Below are 18,127 nucleotides of genomic sequence, written 5' to 3'. Positions count from 1 at the left end.
CGCGTGACAGGTCTGCGGGGCAGGGCGGATGAGCGGGCTTCTGGCGCTTCTCGACGATGTGGCGGCCATCGCCAAGGTGGCCGCTGCCTCGGTGGACGATGTCATGGGGCAGGCGGTCAAGGCGTCATCCCAGGCTGCGGGTGCGGTGATCGACGATGCCGCCGTGACGCCGAAATATGTGCACGGCTTTTCCCCCGACCGCGAACTTCCCATCGTCTGGGGCATCGCCAAAGGCTCGGCCTTCAACAAGCTGGTGATCCTGCTGCCGCTGGCGCTGGTCCTGTCGGCCTTTGCGCCCGGGGCAATCGCGCCGCTTCTGATGCTGGGGGGCGCCTATCTGTGCTTCGAGGGCGCCGAGAAGATCTGGCATGCGCTGCATCCCGGCCATGACGGGCAGGACCTGGTTCACCAGAGGCTGGCCGATCCCCATCTGGAGGCGAACAAGGTCAAGGGCGCGATCAAGACCGATTTCATCCTGTCGGCCGAGATCATGACGATCACGCTGGCCGCGTTGCCCGAATGGATGCCCCTGTGGCAGGTGGCCGGCGCGCTGGCGGTTGCGGGGCTGATCATCACGGTGGCGGTCTATGGGGTGGTCGGGCTGATCGTGAAGGCCGATGATGCCGGGCTGGCCATGGCCGCGAAAGGGCGGCTGGTGGCGACCCGGGCGCTGGGGCTGGGGATCGTGCGCGGGATGCCGCATTTCATGCGTGTTCTCGTCGTGGTCGGGACAGCGGCGATGATCTGGGTCGGCGGCTCGATCATCCTGCACGGGCTTTACGAACTGGGGGCCAAGGCGCCCTATCTCGCAATCCATCATATTGCGGCCACCGCCGCCCAAGCCGTGCCGGAAGCGGCCCGGGCCGCCGCCGAATGGGTCGTGACCGCGGGGCTGGACGGGATGGTCGGGCTTGCGCTGGGGGCGCTGATGATCCCGCTCGTCAGGTTCGCGATCCTGCCCGTTGCGGGGCTGTTCCGGCGCAAGGCCTGAACCCAGCGCACGCCCCGGCAACACCGCGTTCGCCTTTGCCCGCTAGTTTCCGCGAGTCGCTTTGTTGCGCGCTCCTCGGTCCTTGCGCAGCAGGTGTGAGTGTCGAACCCGGCGAAAGGTGCTTCAGGACATGATGGCCCATCGCGACAGATCAAGAACCGGAAACGAGATCGCTGCCCTGCCGATGCGCTGGAGTTCGAACGGCACGCTTCATGTGCTGATGGTCACTGCGCGCGGGTCGGGGCGCTGGGTGATGCCCAAGGGTTGGCGCTTCGATGGCGGCACCCCCTGGAAGACCGCCGAAACCCAGGCGTTGGACCGCGCCGGCGTTGTCGGCCATGTCGGCATCAACCCGATCGGCCGCTACAGCTATGACCGGATCATGCCCGATGGCGCGGTGATGACCTGCGATGTCGAGGTGTTCCCGATGGTGGTCGAACGGCTGCGCAGCGACTGGAAGAACCGCCGCACGCGCAAACGCCGCTGGTTCGAGGTTTCGGCGGCGGCCAGTCAGGTCAATGAGCCTGAACTGGCCGCGCTGCTGCGCACATTGTCCGTGAAGCCGCCGAAGCGCACCGCACGGGCCTGGTTTCTGTCCTGGTTCGACTGAAAGCCCCGCCAGCCGCCGGGCGAACCCGGCAGACCGGCGGGCTAGGCCGCCCTATGCAGGCGACAGCGTGCCGAAGATGCGTTCGCGGTGCTGGTCGAGATAGATGCGCAGCCAGGGCGTATAGGCATCGGGCTCGGCCTTCACCGCGCGGTCGAGGTCGTGCAGGTCGATCCACTTCACGTCCATGACCTCGTCGGGGTTCATCTCGATCAGCAGATCCGGCCCCGCCGGCGCGACGAAGATATCGACCAGTTCGTGCTCAATCAGGCCATTGCCGACATCGGCGCGGTATTCGACCTGCTGGCGGAAATCCAGCGGCAGGCCGGTGATCCCCAGCTCTTCCTTCAGCCGCCGCCGGGCGCAATCCTCGGCGCTTTCGTCCCAGCGGGGATGGGTGCAGCAGGTATTCGTCCAGAAGCCGGGCGTGTGGTACTTGCCCAGCGCCCGGCGCTGCAACAGCACCTTTTCGCCATCCATCACGAAGACCGAGATCGCCTTGTGGCGGAGGCCCTGTCTGTGGGCCTCCAGCTTCTCGACGGGGGTCAGTTCGCCATTCACCCAGGCCGGGATCATCTCGCTCATGTGAATTGCGGCGAGACGAGGCCGGTCAGGTGGGCGACATTCTTGATGCCGATCTTGATATGGGCCAGCGGGCGCTTCTTCGTCAGCTTCTTGTTCATGTAGCTTTCGAAGGTCAGCGTCTGCACGTCCACGTCATGGCAGAGCGAGACGAACCGCTCGCGCCGCTCGTCGGTGTGGTAGTAGGCATCCTGCATCGCCTGCAACGCGCGGAAGGTGTTCTTGTGGTCCTTCATGAACATCTGGCGTGCCAGTTTCAGGTCCGATGCCCGGCCCGAGGCCAGCGCGGCCGAGACCGCCATCGCGCCGATCCGTCCGCCATACATCGCGTAATAGATGCCCTCGCCCGAGCTGGGCGCCACGGTGCCCGCGGCATCGCCTACCACGACCACGTCGCGGCCATTGTCCCAGCGATCCATCGGGCGCAGCGGGATCGGTGCGCCCTCCTTGCGCAGCGTCTCGCACTGATCGAGCCCCGCCATCTTGCGCAGATCGGCCGTTGCCTGCTTGAGGTCGAACCCGTCGACGCCGGTGCCCATCCCGACCGAGCAGGTATGCCCGTGCGGGAAGACCCAGCCGTAGAAATCGGGGCTGATCCGGCCGTCATAGATCACATCGCAGCGATTGGGCTGGTAGTTGCCCACCGCCATCGGCGCGTCGATGATCTCGTGATAGGCGATGACATAGGGGATCTTGTCGCCGCCCGGCACCTCGGCGCGGGCCACGTCCGACCGCGCCCCGTCGGCGCCGATGACGTATTTCGTCTGAAGCCGCATTTCCTCGCGGCTTTCCTTGTCGCGGAAGACGAGGAAGGTCTTTTCCTCCTCGCGCTCGATGCGCAGGAAGGTGCCCGTGAACCGCGTGGCCCCGGCGCGTTCGGCGCGGGCGCGCAGGAAGGGGTCGAAATCCTTGCGGTCGACCATGCCGACGAAACCGTTCTCGATCGGGATGTCGACAAAGCGGCCCGAGGGCGAGACCATTCGCGCGGTGTCGATCTTGGCCACGAGCTGCTCGTCACGGATGTCGAAATCCTTCATCAGGCGGGGCGGGATCGCGCCGCCGCAGGGCTTGATCCGCCCCTCGCGGTCGATCAGCGCGACCTTCTTGCCCGACCGGGCAAGATCCTCGGCGGCCGTGGCCCCGGCGGGGCCGCCTCCGACAACGACGACGTCAAAGATCATGTGCATCACTCCCCCGGGACAAGGCCCGCGTTTTCAGTTGTGGGTCGGTTGGATTCGATGATTCTCGCTGCCATCCAGGCGGCGAGCAGGAACAGCACCGCCTGGGCCATGAACACCGTGCCGAAGGCCGGTGCGTCATCCATGAAGGTCCGCATCAGGTCCGCCGCGGCGGTGCCCAGAAAGCCGCCGAAACCGGCGGCGATCGCCTGCGCTGCGCCCCACATGCCCATGCGGGTGCCCTCGCGCGCATTGCGGCCCTCGCCTGCCATGGCCATCATCGCGCTGATCGCGGCCACGGTGAAGACGCCGTTGAAAAAGCCCGTGGCGATCACCGCAGGCGCCAGCGGCAGATGCGGCGCGTAATTGCCCAGCGCCGCGACCGAGGACAGCCCCAGCGCCGAGCCGATGCAGCCCAGCACCACCCAGTTGCGCAGCGGACCGATCCGAAGCGCCGAACAGGCGATGCCCACGACCACCATGCCGACAAAGGCACCCGCATGTTGCAGCCCCGAAAGCGAGGTGGATTGCCCCGGCGTATAGCCGAAGACCAGACCGGCATAGGGCTCGATGATGAGTTCCTGCATGAAGAAGGCGGTCATCGACAGGAACACGAAGAAGGTGAAGATGCGCGCGCGCCGCTCCGCCCAGATCTCGCGGAAGCCTTGCAGGAAGGGGGTGGATTCGGGCTCGCGCCGGGTGATGACGCCCCGTTCGATGCCCCAGATCGCCAGCGTGGTCACCACCATCGCGGCAATGACCACGGTGCCGACCACGCGCAGCAGCCGCTCGGGGCTGTAGGGGTCGAGGAACTGGCCGACAACGCCCGCCGTCATCGCGATGCCGCCGATCATCATCAGCCAGGTGATCGTCGCCGCCGCCGCCCGACGCTCTGGCGCGGTGGCGGTGGCCAGAAGCGCCAGCAGGCAGGTGCCCGATGCCGCGACGCCAATGCCGATCAGCACATAGGCCAGGAGCGACACCACAAGGCCCCAGAAATGGTCCTGTTCCAGAACGACGACGCCCGCCGCCGCCCCGAACCCGCCCAGCGCCAGAACCGCCATGCCGCCGATGATGAACCGGGTGCGCTGGCCCTTGGTGTCGGACAGGAAGCCCCAGTTCGGTCGCGTGATCTGGATCGCGTAATGCAGGCCCACCAGAAAGCCCGGCAGCATCGCCGGCAGCGCCAGCTCGACCACCATCAGCCGGTTGAAGGTCGTGGTGGTCAGCACCACGACCGCCCCGATGCACATCTGCACCAGGCCCAGCCGGACGATCTGGAGCCAGGAAAGCGTCATGCACCGGCCCCAAGCGTGCGGATCGCGAAGGCCGAGATCATCATGCCCGAGACATAAAGCACGACGCCGACGCCGTTATACCAGGGTGCCTTGCCCTTGGGGTCCTTCATCATCACCGACATGGCCCAGAACTGCGCCAGCAGAACGGCGGCCACGCCCGCGGCATGGAACGGCCGGTCCCAGAGCCAGAGCAGCGCGATCACCACGACCTGCGGCACCGCCATCACGATGCTGGCGACCCAGGCCGCCTTTTCGGGGCCCAGCGTGACGGGCAGCGAATTGACGCCCATCTTGCGGTCGCCTTCCAGCGCCTTGAAATCGTTCAGTGTCATGATGCCATGCGCGCCGATCCCGTAAAGCAACGCGATCACGACGACATAGATCGACGGCGCCCCCGCCGCGAGCACCGCGGCCCCGGTGAACCAGGGCAGCGTCTCGTATGAAAGGCCCACCAGCCCCGGCCCCCACCAGCCCGATTTCTTCAGCCGCACCGGCTCGGCCGAATAGGCCCAGGCTGCGGCCACGCCCAGCACGGTGGCGCCAAAGCCCCAGGGGCCAAGCTGCCAGCCGATCAGCAGGGACAGCGCCGACATCGCCAGCGCGATGTAAAGCCCCCAGCGGCCCGGGATGCGGCCCGAGGGGATCGGGCGATAGGGTTCGTTGATTGCGTCCACATGCCGGTCGCACCAGTCATTCGCCGCCTGGCTCATGCCGCAGACCACGGGGCCGGCAAGGAACATGCCCAGAAGCACCAGTCCGATGCTGGAGAACGGCGACACGCCGGACGAGACGGTGCCGCAGAGATAGGCCCACATCGGCGGGAACCATGTGATCGGCTTGATCAGCGTCACCATGGCGGCGGGCTCCGGCAGGCGCCGGGGCTGGGCGTTGGAAATATCGGTCATGTCTTGCGCATGCTCTCCTTAACCCGCACGGGGCTGACAATCCTCATGGCGGGGCTCAGTCGTGGCCCCCGTCTCGGCTGAGAAGCCCGTATTTGCGGAGCTTCACATAAAGGCTCTGTCGCGACAGACCCAGCATTTCGGCGGCGGCCACCCGGTTGTTGCGGGTCAGTTCCACCGCGGTCTCGATGCACATCTTCTCGACCACATCGGTCGTCTCGGCGACGATATCCTTCAGCGTGGCCGAGCCGACCAGTTCCATCACGCTGCGCATCGCGTCGTCCGACACGGCGACGCCGGGCTTGCGCACGCCTTCCAGCCGGCTCGCGTCGCGGATCACGAAGACGATACAGGGATGGACCCGGTCCGACAGGTAGGTGGCCGAGATCTCGACCGAGATCTGCGCGCCATATTCCCCCGCCAGCTTGGTCGCGAACATCCGCATCTGGCCGGACCGCGTCGCGTTCTCGACCAGCACGCGCAGATCGACGCTGCCGCGCACCAGATAATCGCCCAGCGAACGGCCCTTGACCGAGGCGACCTGCGGCGCGTCGGCAAGGCCCAGAAAGCTTTCGTTCGCGGTCAGGATCGTGCCATCGGGCTCGGTGAAGACGATGGCATCCACGCCTTCCTCGAAAAAGGCGCGCAGGGTCTCGGCCATCTCGCCGGTGCCCGCGCCCTGGGTCTCGGCCGCGTCCAACCTGCACAGGATCAGCGGCTCGCCCGCCGCACGAAAGGCCGTGGCGACGATCCGCACCGGCGTCCGGCTGCGCCGCGCCTCGGCCTCGATCGGCTCGGCGGCGTTGTCCATCGCGCGCAGGTTCAGCGTCTCGACGAACTCGGCCCGCCGCCGGCCGTCGAATTCCTGAGAAAAGGCGCTGCCGATCAGATCGGCGCGCGCCACGCCCAGCAGCGTGCAGGCGGCCGGATTGGCGTCGATCACCCGGCCCGAGCGCGTGCCCACGAAGACAAATGCATCGCGCGTCGCCTCGCTGAGCACGCGATAGCGGGTGTCGTATTCGCGCTGGGTTTCGTAGTCCCGCTCCAGCGCCATCTGCGCCTCGATCAGTTGCATCTGCATCTCGGCGATGGGGCGCAGGTCGCGGCCCATCATCAGCAGCACGCCGCCATTCGGGCCGATGCGGTGGAACGAGTAGCGCACCGGGAAATCCCAGCTCTTGCCATCGGTGTGGTTCAGTTCGACCGGCCGGGCGCTGTCGCCGCCTTCGGCGAACAGGCGCAGCTTGGCTTCCAGCTTGGGCTGGCTGTCCTCGGTCAGCACGTCGCGGATGTCGCAGCCTTCCCAGTGGTCAAGCTGGCCATGGGCGCGGTGCCCGGCATTGACCAGCACCGACAGGATACGTCCCTCAAGCGAGATGACGATCGCAAGGTCAGAGGCCGTGGCGATGATTTCGCCCAGCATCTCGGGGGCGATCAACGGCACGGCGCCGCTGTTCCAGTATTTCGTGCCCCGTGACGTCAACCCGATTCATTCGGCCGGAACGGCCGCCCCCACATACTCAGATCCTCGACAAACGGTCATTCGGCGCCGGAACCGGCGCGCGGACCCCACACAGCTTGAGCGCCTCGCGCGGGTCGACCGTCGCGTGATCGGCCCCGGTCAGCGCGCAGACATCGTCGGCCGCCTCGACCACCCGCCCACCGATCACGACCGGCACCCCGTCGCCCGCCGCATTGCGTATCTCGCCGACCAGCCGCCGTGCCGCGTCCAGCTTCTGGCGGCAGGAGACCGAGATCGCGATCATGTCGAACCGCCGCGAGGCCACCTTCTGAAGGATCTCGTCCTCGGTCTGACCCAGGCAGAGGCAGACCGAAATGCCCATGCGGCGCAACTGGCTGGTCGCGGTCATGCCGCCCAGCGTGTGAAATTCCTCGAGCGGCACGATCAGCATCACGTTCGGCGCGTCGGTCGGGGTGACCGCGTCGGTCACCCAGGGCGCGCTGAGTTCGCGCAGGATCGCCTGCAACCGCGCCGCGCCGATGGTGACATCGGCAAAGCTCAACTCGTCGCGGCACCAGCGCTCGCCGAGTTCGCGCGCCGCTGCGGGGATATAACCGTCCAGGATCGCGGCCACGCCGACGCCCTGGCGCAGCAGATCGGCAATCGAATCCGTCTGGATCGACTTGCCGCCCTTCAGGACATCGCTGCAAAACCGCGCCAGCATGACCTCGTCCAGCGCATGCCCGGATTGTCCCGACCGCTGGGCCAGTGCCGACAGCACCTGGGCTGCAAGCGATTCCACCTCGCCATGCCGCCCCTGACCCGGCTCGGGCGCCGGTGTCTTGCGCGTGTCATGCATCCTGCGCACCCTCCCGAAGGTCCGCGGAACGGATTCGTGACGGCCCGGCCGCGGGCCCCGTCCTGCCACTGTCCAGTGTTGTCAAAGCCAATTGACACTTCCTCGCCGCCCTGTGGAGAGGAATCAAGCAAAAGCAGCTTAGCCTTATGATTTTTATTGGCTTTAACAGCTGCCCCTGGACCGGGGACACCTCTCCTTGAAGGGGGAGTGTAGACGGAAAGAGTGTAAATTACAATTGACACTTTCCGCTGCCGAGGTCTAACTTGAACCCGCCACCGTCTGTCAGGGAGTCGGAGGATGTCGAAAGGAAGCGGAGCCGCCACCAAGGCGTTCCAACTCTATACCCCGGAAGAACGCCGGAGACGAGACGAGTCCGTCTGGACCATCGTTCAGGGCGTTCTGGCGCCGGTGCAATTCCTTGTGTTCCTCGTCTCGCTGGGTCTGGTGATCCGCTATCTGTGGACCGGGGCGGGTTTCGAGGCAGCGACGATCTCGATCGTGATCAAGACGCTGGTGCTGTATACCATCATGATCACCGGCGCGATCTGGGAAAAGGTCGTCTTTGGCAAGTATCTGTTCGCCAAGGCCTTCTTCTGGGAAGACGTCTTCTCGATGCTGGTGATCTTCCTGCACACGCTTTATCTGTGGGCGCTGTTCACCGGCAATTTCGGCCCCGAGGGGCAGATGTATGTCGCGCTGGCGGCCTATGCCGCCTATGTCATCAACGCCGCGCAATTCCTGTGGAAGCTGCGCATGGCCCGGCTGCAAGGCCAGTCTGACCGGACGGAGGCTATGGCTTGAAGGATTTCGTGCCCCAGCCGCCCGAAGCGGGCTGCCGCAACGCCCCCGTCCTGAAAGAGCGCGGCCAGCGCGAGGTGTTCTGCGGGCTGACCGGCATCATCTGGCTGCACCGCAAGATGCAGGATGCGTTCTTCCTGGTCGTGGGCTCGCGCACCTGTGCGCATCTGCTGCAATCGGCCGCCGGCGTGATGATCTTTGCCGAGCCGCGCTTCGGCACCGCGATCCTCGAGGAAAAGGATCTGGCGGGTCTGGCCTGCGCGAACGAGGAACTGGATCGCGAGGTGGACCGCCTGCTGGCCCGCCGCCCCGATATCCGGCAGTTGTTCCTGGTCGGCTCCTGCCCGTCCGAGGTCATCAAGCTTGACCTGCATCGCGCGGCCGAGCGGCTGACCGAGCGTCATGCGCCGCATGTTCGCGTGCTGAATTATACCGGCTCGGGCATCGAGACGACCTTTACCGAGGGCGAGGATGCCTGCCTTGCCGCGATGGTCCCGACCCTGCCCGATACCGCCGAGCGCCAGCTTCTGCTGGTCGGCGCGCTGCCCGATGTGGTCGAGGATCAGGCGATGGCGCTGCTGCGTGACATGGGCGTGTCCCCGGTGCGCTGCCTGCCTGCCCATCGCGCGGCCGAGACGCCCGGCGTGGGGGCGAACACGCTGGTTGCGCTGACCCAGCCCTTCCTGAACGAGACCGCCGCCTGCCTGGAACGGCGCGGCGCGCGGATCCTGTCGGCGCCCTTCCCCTTTGGCGAGGAGGGGACGACCGCCTGGCTCTGGACCATCGCGCAGGAATTCGGCGTCGCTCCCGACAGCTTTGCCCGCGTCACCGACGCCCCGCGCGCCCGTGCCCGCAAGGCCATCGCCGCGGCGGCCGAGACGCTGCGGGACAAGTCGATCTTCTTCTTTCCCGACAGCCAGCTTGAAATCCCGCTGGCCCGGTTCCTGACCCGCGAATGCGGCATGAAGGCCGTCGAGGTGGGCGCGCCCTTCATCAACAAGCAGATCGTCGGGCCCGATCTGGACCTGCTGGCCGAAGGGCCGGTGATCTCGGAAGGGCAGGATGTGGACCGCCAGCTTGACCGCTGCCGCGCCGCGCGGCCCGATCTGACGGTGTGCGGGCTGGGTCTGGCCAATCCGCTGGAGGCCGAGGGCATGGCGACGAAATGGGCCATTGAGCTCGTCTTCACCCCGGTTCATCTTTATGAACAGGCCGGAGATCTTGCCGGTCTGTTCGCCCGCCCGCTGCGCCGCCGCGCGCTGCTGAGCGGTCTGGAGGGCGCGGCATGAAACTGACGGTCTGGACCTATGAGGGCCCGCCGCATGTCGGCGCCATGCGCGTTGCGACGGCAATGAAGGGTCTGCATTACGTCCTGCACGCCCCCCAGGGCGACACCTATGCCGACCTTCTGTTCACCATGATCGAGCGGCGGAACCACCGCCCGCCGGTCAGCTACACGACCTTTCAGGCGCGCGATCTGGGCGGCGACACCGCGAACCTGTTCAAGACCGCGCTTCAGGATGCCTATGAGCGGTTCAAGCCGCAGGCGCTGATCGTCGGCTCGTCCTGCACGGCAGAGCTGATCCAGGACGATCCCGAGGGCATGTCGGCCACGATGGGCCTGCCGGTGCCGGTGATCCCGCTGGAATTGCCGAGCTATCAGCGCAAGGAGAATTTCGGCACCGACGAGACCTTCTTCCAGATCGTCAAGGCGCTGGCCCGGCCGATGGGGCGCAGCGCGCATGTCTCGGCCAACCTGATCGGCCCCACCGGCCTTGGCTTCCGCCACCGCGACGACATCACCGAGGTGACGGCGCTGCTGGAGGAAATGGGCATCGCCGTGAACGTGGTCGCCCCGATGGGGGCCACGCCGGCCGATATCGCCCGGATGGGGGCCGCGCATTTCAACGTGCTGATGTATCCCGAACATGCCGAGGCCGCCGCCCGCTGGGCCGAGCGCAACCTGGGCCAGCCCTATACCAGGGTCGTGCCCATCGGCGTCGGCGCAACCCATGATTTCATCGCCGAGGTGGCGAAACTGGCCGGGGTGGCGCCGAAAGCCGATGACAGCCGCCTGCGCCTGCCATGGTATTCACGCTCGGTCGATTCGACCTACCTGACCGGCAAGCGGGTGTTCCTGTTCGGGGACGCGACGCATGTGAAGGCCATGGCGCGGGTTGCGCGCGACGAGATGGGCTTCGAGGTCGTGGGGCTGGGCTGTTACAACCGCGAATATGCCCGCGATATCCGTGCGCTCGCCAAGGAATACGGCGTCGAGGCGCTGGTGACCGAGGATTATCTGGAGGTCGAACAGACCATCGAGGCGCTGGCGCCCGAGATGATCTTGGGCACCCAGATGGAACGTCATATCGGCAAGCGTCTGGGCATCCCCTGCGCGGTGATCTCGGCGCCCGTCCACGTTCAGGACTTCCCCGCCCGCTACTCCCCCGTCATGGGCTGGGAGGGCGCGAATGTCATCTTCGACACGCTGGTTCACCCGCTGGTCATGGGCCTCGAAGAGCATCTGCTGCACATGTTCCGCGAGGATTTCGAATTCCACGACGAGGCTGGCGCCTCGCATCACGGCGGCGCGGCCCGGTTGCGCGCGCTGGACGAGTCGCCCACGGACGAGCCCGAACCGGAGATGGCCGCGGCCGCCGCTATGCCTGCCGAAGGCAATGTCGTCTGGCTGTCGGATGCCGAGAAGGAACTGAAGAAGATACCCTTCTTCGTGCGCGGCAAGGCCAAGCGGAACACCGAGAAATTCGCGCTCGAAAAGGGCGTGACCCAGATCAGCGTCGAAACCCTGTACGAGGCCAAGGCCCATTATGCGCGATGATCGCCACGCCCCCGGCTACCGAGTCGTCATCGTCACGCTGGATTCCCATTCGGCCGGGCCCGCGGCTCGCGTCACCGAGCGGCTGCGCGACGATTTCCCGGGGCTGACCGTCTCGGTCCACGCCGCCGCCACCTGGGCCGAGAATCCCGAGGCGCTGGCCCGCGCCCGCGAAGACGTTCGCCATGGCGACATCATCATCGCCAACCTGCTGTTCATCGAGGAACATATCACCGCGATCCTGCCTGATCTTCAGGCGCGGCGCGATCAATGCGACGCAATGATCGGGATCATCGCTGACAAGCAGATCGTGACCCTGACCAGGATGGGCGATCTCGACATGTCGAAACCCGCCTCGGGTCCGATGAAGCTTCTCAAGAAGTTGCGCGGCTCCAAGGAGGGAGAGGCGCCCAGGACTGGTGGCGAAAAGCAGATGGCGATGCTGCGGCGTCTGCCCAAGATGCTGAAATACCTGCCCGGCAAGGCGCAGGATCTGCGCGCCTGGTTCATGACCATGCAATACTGGCTGGGCGGCTCGGACGACAATGTGGAGCAGATGGTCCGCTTCCTCGTCTCGCGCTACGCCCATGAAAAGGCGTGGCGTGGTGCCCATTCCGAAGCGCCGGTCGAATACCCCGAAGTCGGTCTTTACCACCCCGACCTGCCGCATGGCATCACCACCGACCTCGCCCACCTGCCGCGCCCGGCGCAGCCCGTGGCAACGGTCGGCATCCTGTTGATGCGGTCCTATATCCTGGCCTCGGACACGGCGCATTACGATGCGGTGATCCGGGCGCTGGAAGAGCGCGGCATCCGGGTGATCGCGGCCTTTGCGGGCGGTCTGGACGCGCGCCCGGCCATCGACGCCTATTTCAGGGGCGAAACCGGGGTCCATGTCGATACGCTGGTCTCGCTGACCGGGTTCAGCCTGATCGGCGGGCCTGCCTACAACGACAGCGATGCCGCTGTCGAGGTTCTCAGCGGTCTCGATGTGCCTTACGTCGCCGCGCATCCGCTGGAATTCCAGACCCTTGGCCAGTGGAGCGCCTCGTCGGGCGGGCTGGGGCCGGTCGAGACCACGATGCTGATCGCGCTGCCCGAGCTTGACGGAGCGATCTCGCCCACCGTCTTTGGCGGCCGCCACGGCCCCGAGGGCTGTCAGGGCTGCCAGAAAAGCTGCGCCTGCATGACCGAAAGCAAGGCCATGGCCGCCTGTTCCGAACGGGTGACGACGCTGGCCGCGCGGGTCGAGCGGCTGGCGCGGCTGCGCCGGTCAAGGGTTGCCGAACGCAAGGTGGGCGTGATCCTGTTCGGCTTCCCGCCCAATGCGGGTGCGGTCGGGACGGCGGCCTATCTGTCGGTCTTCGAAAGCCTGTTCAACACGCTCCACCGCATGAAGGCCGAGGGCTATCAGGTCGGCGAATTGCCCGCCAGCGTGGACGAGTTGCGGCAGGCGATCCTTGAGGGCAACGCCAAGCAATACGGCCAGGAGGCCAATGTCTGCGCCCATGTGCCCGCCGACGATCTGGTGCGCGGCACGCCCTGGCTGTCCGAGATCGAGGCGGTCTGGGGCCCTGCGCCCGGCAAGATCCGGTCCGACGGGCGCGGCGTCTTCGTGCTGGGCCGCGAGTTCGGCAATGTCTTCGTGGGCGTGCAGCCGACCTTCGGCTACGAGGGCGACCCGATGCGCCTGCTGTTCGAACGCGGCTTTGCTCCGACCCATGCCTTCAGCGCCTTCTACCTGTGGCTCAAGAACAGCTTCCGGGCGGATGTGCTGTTGCATTTCGGGATGCATGGCGCGCTGGAATTCATGCCGGGCAAGCAGGCGGGCATGGGCGCGCGCGACTGGCCCGACCGGCTGATCGGCGACATGCCGAACGTCTATCTCTATGCCTCGAACAACCCCTCCGAGGCGACGCTGGCCAAGCGCCGCTCGAACGCGGTGACGATCACCCACCTGACGCCCCCGCTGGCGGCTTCGGGGCTTTACAAGGGTTTGCAGGAACTCAAGGACAGCCTGACCCGCTGGCGCCAGACCGAGCCGGGCTCGCCCGAAATGGCCGATCTGGAGGAACTGATCCGGATCCAGGCCGAAGCCGTCGACATGGCCGGCACCCCGCCCGAACAGCTTTGGCTGAAGCTGCTGGAAACCGAGGATGCACTGATTCCCGACGGGCTGCATGTGCTGGGCCGCCCGGTCACCGATGCGGAACGCGCCGAGCATCTGCGCGTGATGTGCGATGTCGATGACGAGACCCGCGAGCGGGTGGATCACTGGCTGCAACAGGACACCGAGATCCCCGCGATCCTGCGTGCGCTGGGCGGGCGCTACATCAAGCCGGTGCCCGGCGGCGACCTGATCCGTTCGGCCGAGGTGCTGCCGACGGGGCGCAACATCCACGCCTTCGATCCGTTCCGCATGCCGACGATGTTCGCCATGCAGGAGGGCGCGAAACAGGCGCAGAAACTGCTTGAGGCGCATCCGACCCTGCCGCGATCCGTGGCGATGGTGCTGTGGGGGTCCGACAACATCAAGTCGGATGGCGGCCCGATCGCGCAGGCGATGGCGCTGATGGGGGCGAAGCCGCGCTTTGACAGCTATGGGCGGCTCTGCGGCGCCGATCTGGTGCCGCTGGCCGAACTGGGCCGACCGCGCATCGACGTGGTGATGACGCTTTCCGGCATCTTCCGCGACCTTCTGCCGCTTCAGACCCGGATGCTGGCCGAAGCCGCCTGGAAGGCCGCGATGGCCGAGGACGAGGCGCTGGAGATGAACTACATCCGGGCGCATTCGCTGGCGCATGCCCAGAAGATGGGCGTCGACATGGAGACCGCTGCGCTGCGCGTCTTCTCGAATGCCGAGGGCGCCTATGGCTCGAACGTCAACGGGTTGATCGACAGCGGCGCTTGGGGCGAGGAGGACGAGCTGGCCGACGCCTATGAGGCGCGCAAGAGCTTTGCCTATGGCCGGGACGGCAAGTCGACGGCGAATGCGGCGCTGTTGCAGCAGACGCTCAAGGATGTGGACATCGCCTATCAGAACCTGGAAAGCGTCGAACTGGGCGTGACCACGGTCGACCATTATTTCGATACGCTGGGCGGGATCTCCCGCGCGGTGAAACGGGCCAAGGGCAGCGAGGCCGCCGTCTATATCGGCGACCAGACCCGCGGCGAAGGCAAGGTGCGCACGCTGAAGGAACAGGTCGCCCTTGAAACCCGGTCCCGCAGCCTGAACCCGAAATGGTTCGAGGGCATGCTGAAACACGGGCATGAAGGCGTGCGCCAGATCGAGGCGCAGGTGACGAACACCTTGGGATGGTCGGCGACAACCGGCCAGGTGGAGCCCTGGGTGTATCAGCGGCTGTCGGAAACCTTTGTTCTTGACGAGGAAATGCGCAAGCGGCTTGCCAGCCTCAACCCGGCGGCGTCGGCCAAACTGGCCAACCGCCTGCTTGAGGCGCATGACCGCAATTACTGGCAACCCGACGCCGAGACCCTGGCCGCGCTGCAAGCGGCCGCAGACGAGCTGGAAGACCGGCTCGAAGGCATAGTTGCGGCCGAGTAGAGCCGCGAACGGAGGGAACCATGAGCCCGAGAGACGAAATTCCGGTGCTGATAGGCGAGGACGGCGAAGGCTCCGTCCAGGTCCATCAGGATCCGTCCATGAAGATCGAGGGGGCCAAGGTCTTCTCGGTCTATGGCAAGGGTGGGATCGGCAAGTCCACGACCTCGTCCAACCTGTCGGCGGCCTTTTCGATGCTGGGCAAGCGCGTGCTTCAGATCGGCTGCGACCCCAAGCATGATTCGACCTTTACCCTGACCGGCCACCTGCAACCCACGGTGATCGACGTTCTGAAATCGGTGGATTTCCACCCCGAGGAACTGCGCCCCGAGGATTTCGTGACCGAGGGCTTCAACGGCGTGATGTGCGTCGAGGCGGGCGGCCCGCCTGCGGGCACGGGCTGCGGCGGCTATGTCGTGGGCCAGACCGTCAAGTTGCTGAAACAGCATCACATGCTGGAAGATACCGATGTCGTGATCTTCGACGTGCTGGGCGACGTGGTCTGCGGCGGCTTTGCCGCGCCCTTGCAGCATGCCGACCGCGCGGTGATCGTGACCGCGAACGATTTCGACTCGATCTATGCGATGAACCGGATCATCGCCGCGGTTCAGGCCAAGTCCAAGAACTATAACGTGCGGCTTGCGGGCTGCATCGCCAACCGCTCCGAGGATACCGACCAGGTCGACAAGTATTGCAACCGGGTCGGCTTCAAGCGGATCGCGCACATGCCGCTGGTCGATGCGATCCGCCGGTCGCGGCTGATGAAGAAGACGCTGTTCGAGATGCCCGACGACGAGGACATCATCATGTGCCGCGCCGAATACATCCGGCTGGCCGAGACGCTCTGGAACGGCACCGACCCGCTGGCGCCCGCGCCGCTGGAAGACCGTGAGATTTTCGAATTGCTCGGGTTTGATTGATGAGCAGCAGTTACGCCAAGACACGGGAACGTCTGGAACACTATTTCGACCGCACGGCGTCGAAGACGTGGGAACGGCTGACCTCTGACGCGCCGGTTTCGCGCATCCGCCAGACGGTGCGCGAAGGCCGCGACCAGATGCGCGCGGCCATGCTCGCGCGGTTGCCCGAGGATCTGACCGGCAAGCGCGTCCTTGACGCGGGCTGCGGTGCCGGGCCGATGACGCTGGAACTGGTGCAGCGGGGGGCCGAGGTCGTCGCCTGCGACATCTCGCAAAGCCTTCTGGATGTGGCGAAAAGCCGCATCCCCGAGAAGTATCACCGCCAGATCACCTTTGTTGCGGGCGACATGCTGTCGGACCGGCTGGGCCATTTCGACTATGTGATGTCGATGGACAGCCTGATCCACTACAAGGCCAGGGACATCGCCGCGGCGCTGGGCAAGCTGGCCGCGCGCACCCGCGGCAAGATCGTCTTCACGGTCGCGCCCAAGACGCCGCTTCTGTCCGTGATGCATGTGCTGGGCAAGCTGTTCCCGCGTTCCGACCGCTCGCCGCGGATCATCCCCCATTCCGAGGCGCGCATCGCGAATGCCCTGCGCAAGGCCGGGGTGCGCGGGCATCTGCGGCCGGTGCACCGGGTGGCGCGCGGCTTCTATATCAGCCAGGCGATGGAGCTTGAGCCCTGATGAGCGCCGCCCGCAAGCCCCATCCGCTGACCCGTCTTTCGGTGAAGTACCTTCCCTTCGCCGACGCCGCTTCGCCCGATTTCCCGATCCGGCAGGTTCTGCGCCTGTCGCTGTTCCAGGTCTCTGTCGGCATGGCGACCGTCATGCTGCTGGGCACGCTGAACCGGGTGATGATCGTGGAACTGGCGATCCCGGCGATGATGGTGGCCATCATGATCGCGCTGCCGGTCATGACCGCGCCGTTCCGCGCGCTTCTGGGGTTCAAGTCGGACAATTACCGCTCGGCCATCGGCTGGAAACGCATCCCCTACATGTGGTTCGGCACGCTCTGGCAGATGGGCGGGCTGGCGATCATGCCGTTCGCGCTGATCGTGCTCTCGGGCGACCAGACCCTTGGGCCGTCCTGGGCGGGCGAGGTGCTGGCGGGCATTGCCTTCCTGATGACGGGGCTTGGCATCCACATGACCCAGACCGTGGGTCTTGCGCTGGCCTCGGACCGAGCGACGGACGAGACACGACCCCGCGTCGTGGCGCTGCTTTACGTCATGTTCCTTGTGGGCATGGGCGTTTCGGCCCTGGTGATCGGCTGGCTTCTGCGCGATTTCAGCCAGTTGACCCTGATCCGGGTGGTTCAGGGCGCTGCGGTCGCGACCGTGGTCCTGAACCTCATCGCGCTGTGGAAGCAGGAACCGATGAACCCGATGAGCAAGGCCGAGCGGTCGACCCGCCCGCCCAGCTTTTCGGATGCCTGGGCGGATTTCGCCCGCGGCGGGCAGGCTGGACGCCTGCTGGCCGTGGTGGCGCTGGGGACGCTGGCCTTCAACATGCAGGACGTGCTGCTCGAACCCTATGGCGGCGAGGTTCTGGGGCTGGCGGTCGGCACCACCACGCTTCTGACCGGCACCTGGGCGGCTGGGGCTCTGGTGGGCTTCGGGCTGGCCGCGCGCTGGCTTAGCCAGGGCATGAACCTCTACCGCATGGGCGCGACGGGCATCCTGTCGGGGATCGGCGCCTTCTCGCTGGTGATCCTGTCCGGACCGCTCGGCTCGGCGGCGCTGTTCTTCCTGGGCGCCGGTCTGATCGGTTTCGGCGGCGGGCTTTTCGCGGTGGCGACGCTGACGGCCGCGATGTCGCTGCCTGCCGAAGGCAAGGCCGGGCGCGGGCTTGCGCTGGGCGCCTGGGGCGCGGCGCAGGCGACGGCGGCGGGGCTTGCAGTCGCCATCGGCGGCACGACGCGCGACGTCATGAATCACTTTGCGCTTTCGGGCGCGTTCGGCGCGGGACTCGAAACCCCGGCCACCGGATACGCGGCGGTCTACCACATTGAGATCGTCCTGCTGTTCGTGACACTCATGGTTCTGGGGCCGCTCGTGCGGCCACAGGACAGCAACCATCCCAACAGGGATTCCTCGGCCAAGATCGGGCTGGCCGACTTCCCAACCTGAC

15 protein-coding genes are annotated in these 18,127 nt (G+C 66.3%); 9 read left to right on the top strand and 6 right to left on the bottom strand.

Annotation, left to right across the window (positions count from 1 at the left end):
- Positions 1-28: 28 nt before the first annotated feature.
- Both GH815_RS08405 and GH815_RS08400 read left to right on the top strand, forming a co-directional pair.
- Positions 29-991, top strand: a complete 963-nt coding sequence (locus GH815_RS08405; protein ID WP_153748318.1) for a DUF808 domain-containing protein — start codon at positions 29-31, stop codon at positions 989-991.
- Positions 992-1,121: 130 nt separating this feature from the next.
- Complete coding sequence (locus tag GH815_RS08400; RefSeq protein WP_246176365.1) at positions 1,122-1,601, top strand: NUDIX hydrolase; 480 nt, start codon at positions 1,122-1,124, stop codon at positions 1,599-1,601.
- 51 nt (positions 1,602-1,652) lie between these two features.
- On the opposite strand, the gene idi is transcribed toward GH815_RS08400, so the two are convergent.
- From idi to GH815_RS08370, 6 genes are read right to left on the bottom strand one after another with little or no spacing between them, the layout of a single operon-like run.
- Positions 1,653-2,183: an isopentenyl-diphosphate Delta-isomerase gene (gene idi, locus GH815_RS08395; protein WP_153748317.1), complete on the bottom strand. Its 531-nt coding sequence runs from the start codon at positions 2,181-2,183 to the stop codon at positions 1,653-1,655.
- Positions 2,180-3,361 carry a geranylgeranyl diphosphate reductase gene (locus GH815_RS08390; protein WP_153748316.1) on the bottom strand — a complete coding sequence of 394 codons (1,182 nt, stop codon included), beginning with the start codon at positions 3,359-3,361 and terminating at the stop codon, positions 2,180-2,182. Before GH815_RS08390 ends, idi begins: the two co-directional genes overlap by 4 nt.
- Positions 3,362-3,366: 5 nt before the next feature.
- Positions 3,367-4,656 carry a BCD family MFS transporter gene (locus GH815_RS08385; RefSeq protein ID WP_153748315.1) on the bottom strand — a complete coding sequence of 430 codons (1,290 nt, stop codon included), beginning with the start codon at positions 4,654-4,656 and terminating at the stop codon, positions 3,367-3,369.
- The gene (chlG, locus tag GH815_RS08380; protein ID WP_153748314.1) at positions 4,653-5,561 is read right to left on the bottom strand and encodes a chlorophyll synthase ChlG; all 909 of its coding nucleotides are present in this window, start codon (positions 5,559-5,561) and stop codon (positions 4,653-4,655) included. Before chlG ends, GH815_RS08385 begins: the two co-directional genes overlap by 4 nt.
- A 55-nt stretch (positions 5,562-5,616) precedes the next feature.
- Positions 5,617-7,041: a transcriptional regulator PpsR gene (gene ppsR, locus GH815_RS08375; protein ID WP_153748313.1), complete on the bottom strand. Its 1,425-nt coding sequence runs from the start codon at positions 7,039-7,041 to the stop codon at positions 5,617-5,619.
- Positions 7,042-7,078: 37 nt separating this feature from the next.
- Positions 7,079-7,879 carry a cobalamin B12-binding domain-containing protein gene (locus GH815_RS08370; RefSeq protein ID WP_153748312.1) on the bottom strand — a complete coding sequence of 267 codons (801 nt, stop codon included), beginning with the start codon at positions 7,877-7,879 and terminating at the stop codon, positions 7,079-7,081.
- Between the two features lie 297 nt (positions 7,880-8,176).
- Here GH815_RS08370 and bchF point away from each other — a divergent pair, with 297 nt between their 5' ends.
- Genes bchF through GH815_RS08335 form a run of 7 tightly spaced genes read left to right on the top strand, consistent with a single transcriptional unit; the run spans position 8,177 to position 18,126 of the window.
- Positions 8,177-8,680, top strand: coding sequence for a 2-vinyl bacteriochlorophyllide hydratase (bchF, locus tag GH815_RS08365; RefSeq protein WP_153748311.1), 504 nt, complete (start codon positions 8,177-8,179; stop codon positions 8,678-8,680).
- Positions 8,677-9,966 (top strand): ferredoxin:protochlorophyllide reductase (ATP-dependent) subunit N, encoded by a 1,290-nt coding sequence (locus tag GH815_RS08360; RefSeq protein ID WP_153748310.1) that lies wholly within the window; start codon positions 8,677-8,679, stop codon positions 9,964-9,966. The genes bchF and GH815_RS08360 overlap by 4 nt, the downstream gene beginning before the upstream one ends.
- Complete coding sequence (gene bchB, locus GH815_RS08355; RefSeq protein WP_153748309.1) at positions 9,963-11,516, top strand: ferredoxin:protochlorophyllide reductase (ATP-dependent) subunit B; 1,554 nt, start codon at positions 9,963-9,965, stop codon at positions 11,514-11,516. The genes GH815_RS08360 and bchB overlap by 4 nt, the downstream gene beginning before the upstream one ends.
- Positions 11,506-15,078 (top strand): magnesium chelatase subunit H, encoded by a 3,573-nt coding sequence (locus tag GH815_RS08350; RefSeq protein WP_153748308.1) that lies wholly within the window; start codon positions 11,506-11,508, stop codon positions 15,076-15,078. Before bchB ends, GH815_RS08350 begins: the two co-directional genes overlap by 11 nt.
- Before the next feature lie 20 nt (positions 15,079-15,098).
- Complete coding sequence (gene bchL, locus GH815_RS08345) at positions 15,099-15,995, top strand: ferredoxin:protochlorophyllide reductase (ATP-dependent) iron-sulfur ATP-binding protein (RefSeq protein ID WP_153748307.1); 897 nt, start codon at positions 15,099-15,101, stop codon at positions 15,993-15,995.
- On the top strand, positions 15,995-16,681 hold the full coding sequence (gene bchM / locus GH815_RS08340) for a magnesium protoporphyrin IX methyltransferase (RefSeq protein WP_153748306.1): 687 nt from the start codon (positions 15,995-15,997) through the stop codon (positions 16,679-16,681). The genes bchL and bchM overlap by 1 nt, the downstream gene beginning before the upstream one ends.
- Positions 16,681-18,126, top strand: coding sequence for a PucC family protein (locus GH815_RS08335; RefSeq protein ID WP_153748305.1), 1,446 nt, complete (start codon positions 16,681-16,683; stop codon positions 18,124-18,126). The genes bchM and GH815_RS08335 overlap by 1 nt, the downstream gene beginning before the upstream one ends.
- Position 18,127: the final 1 nt, after the last annotated feature.

Origin of the sequence: Rhodovulum strictum, assembly GCF_009649175.1 — a bacterium.
Classification (GTDB): domain Bacteria; phylum Pseudomonadota; class Alphaproteobacteria; order Rhodobacterales; family Rhodobacteraceae; genus Rhodovulum; species Rhodovulum strictum.
This window is presented reverse-complemented; position numbering and strand designations above follow the sequence as displayed.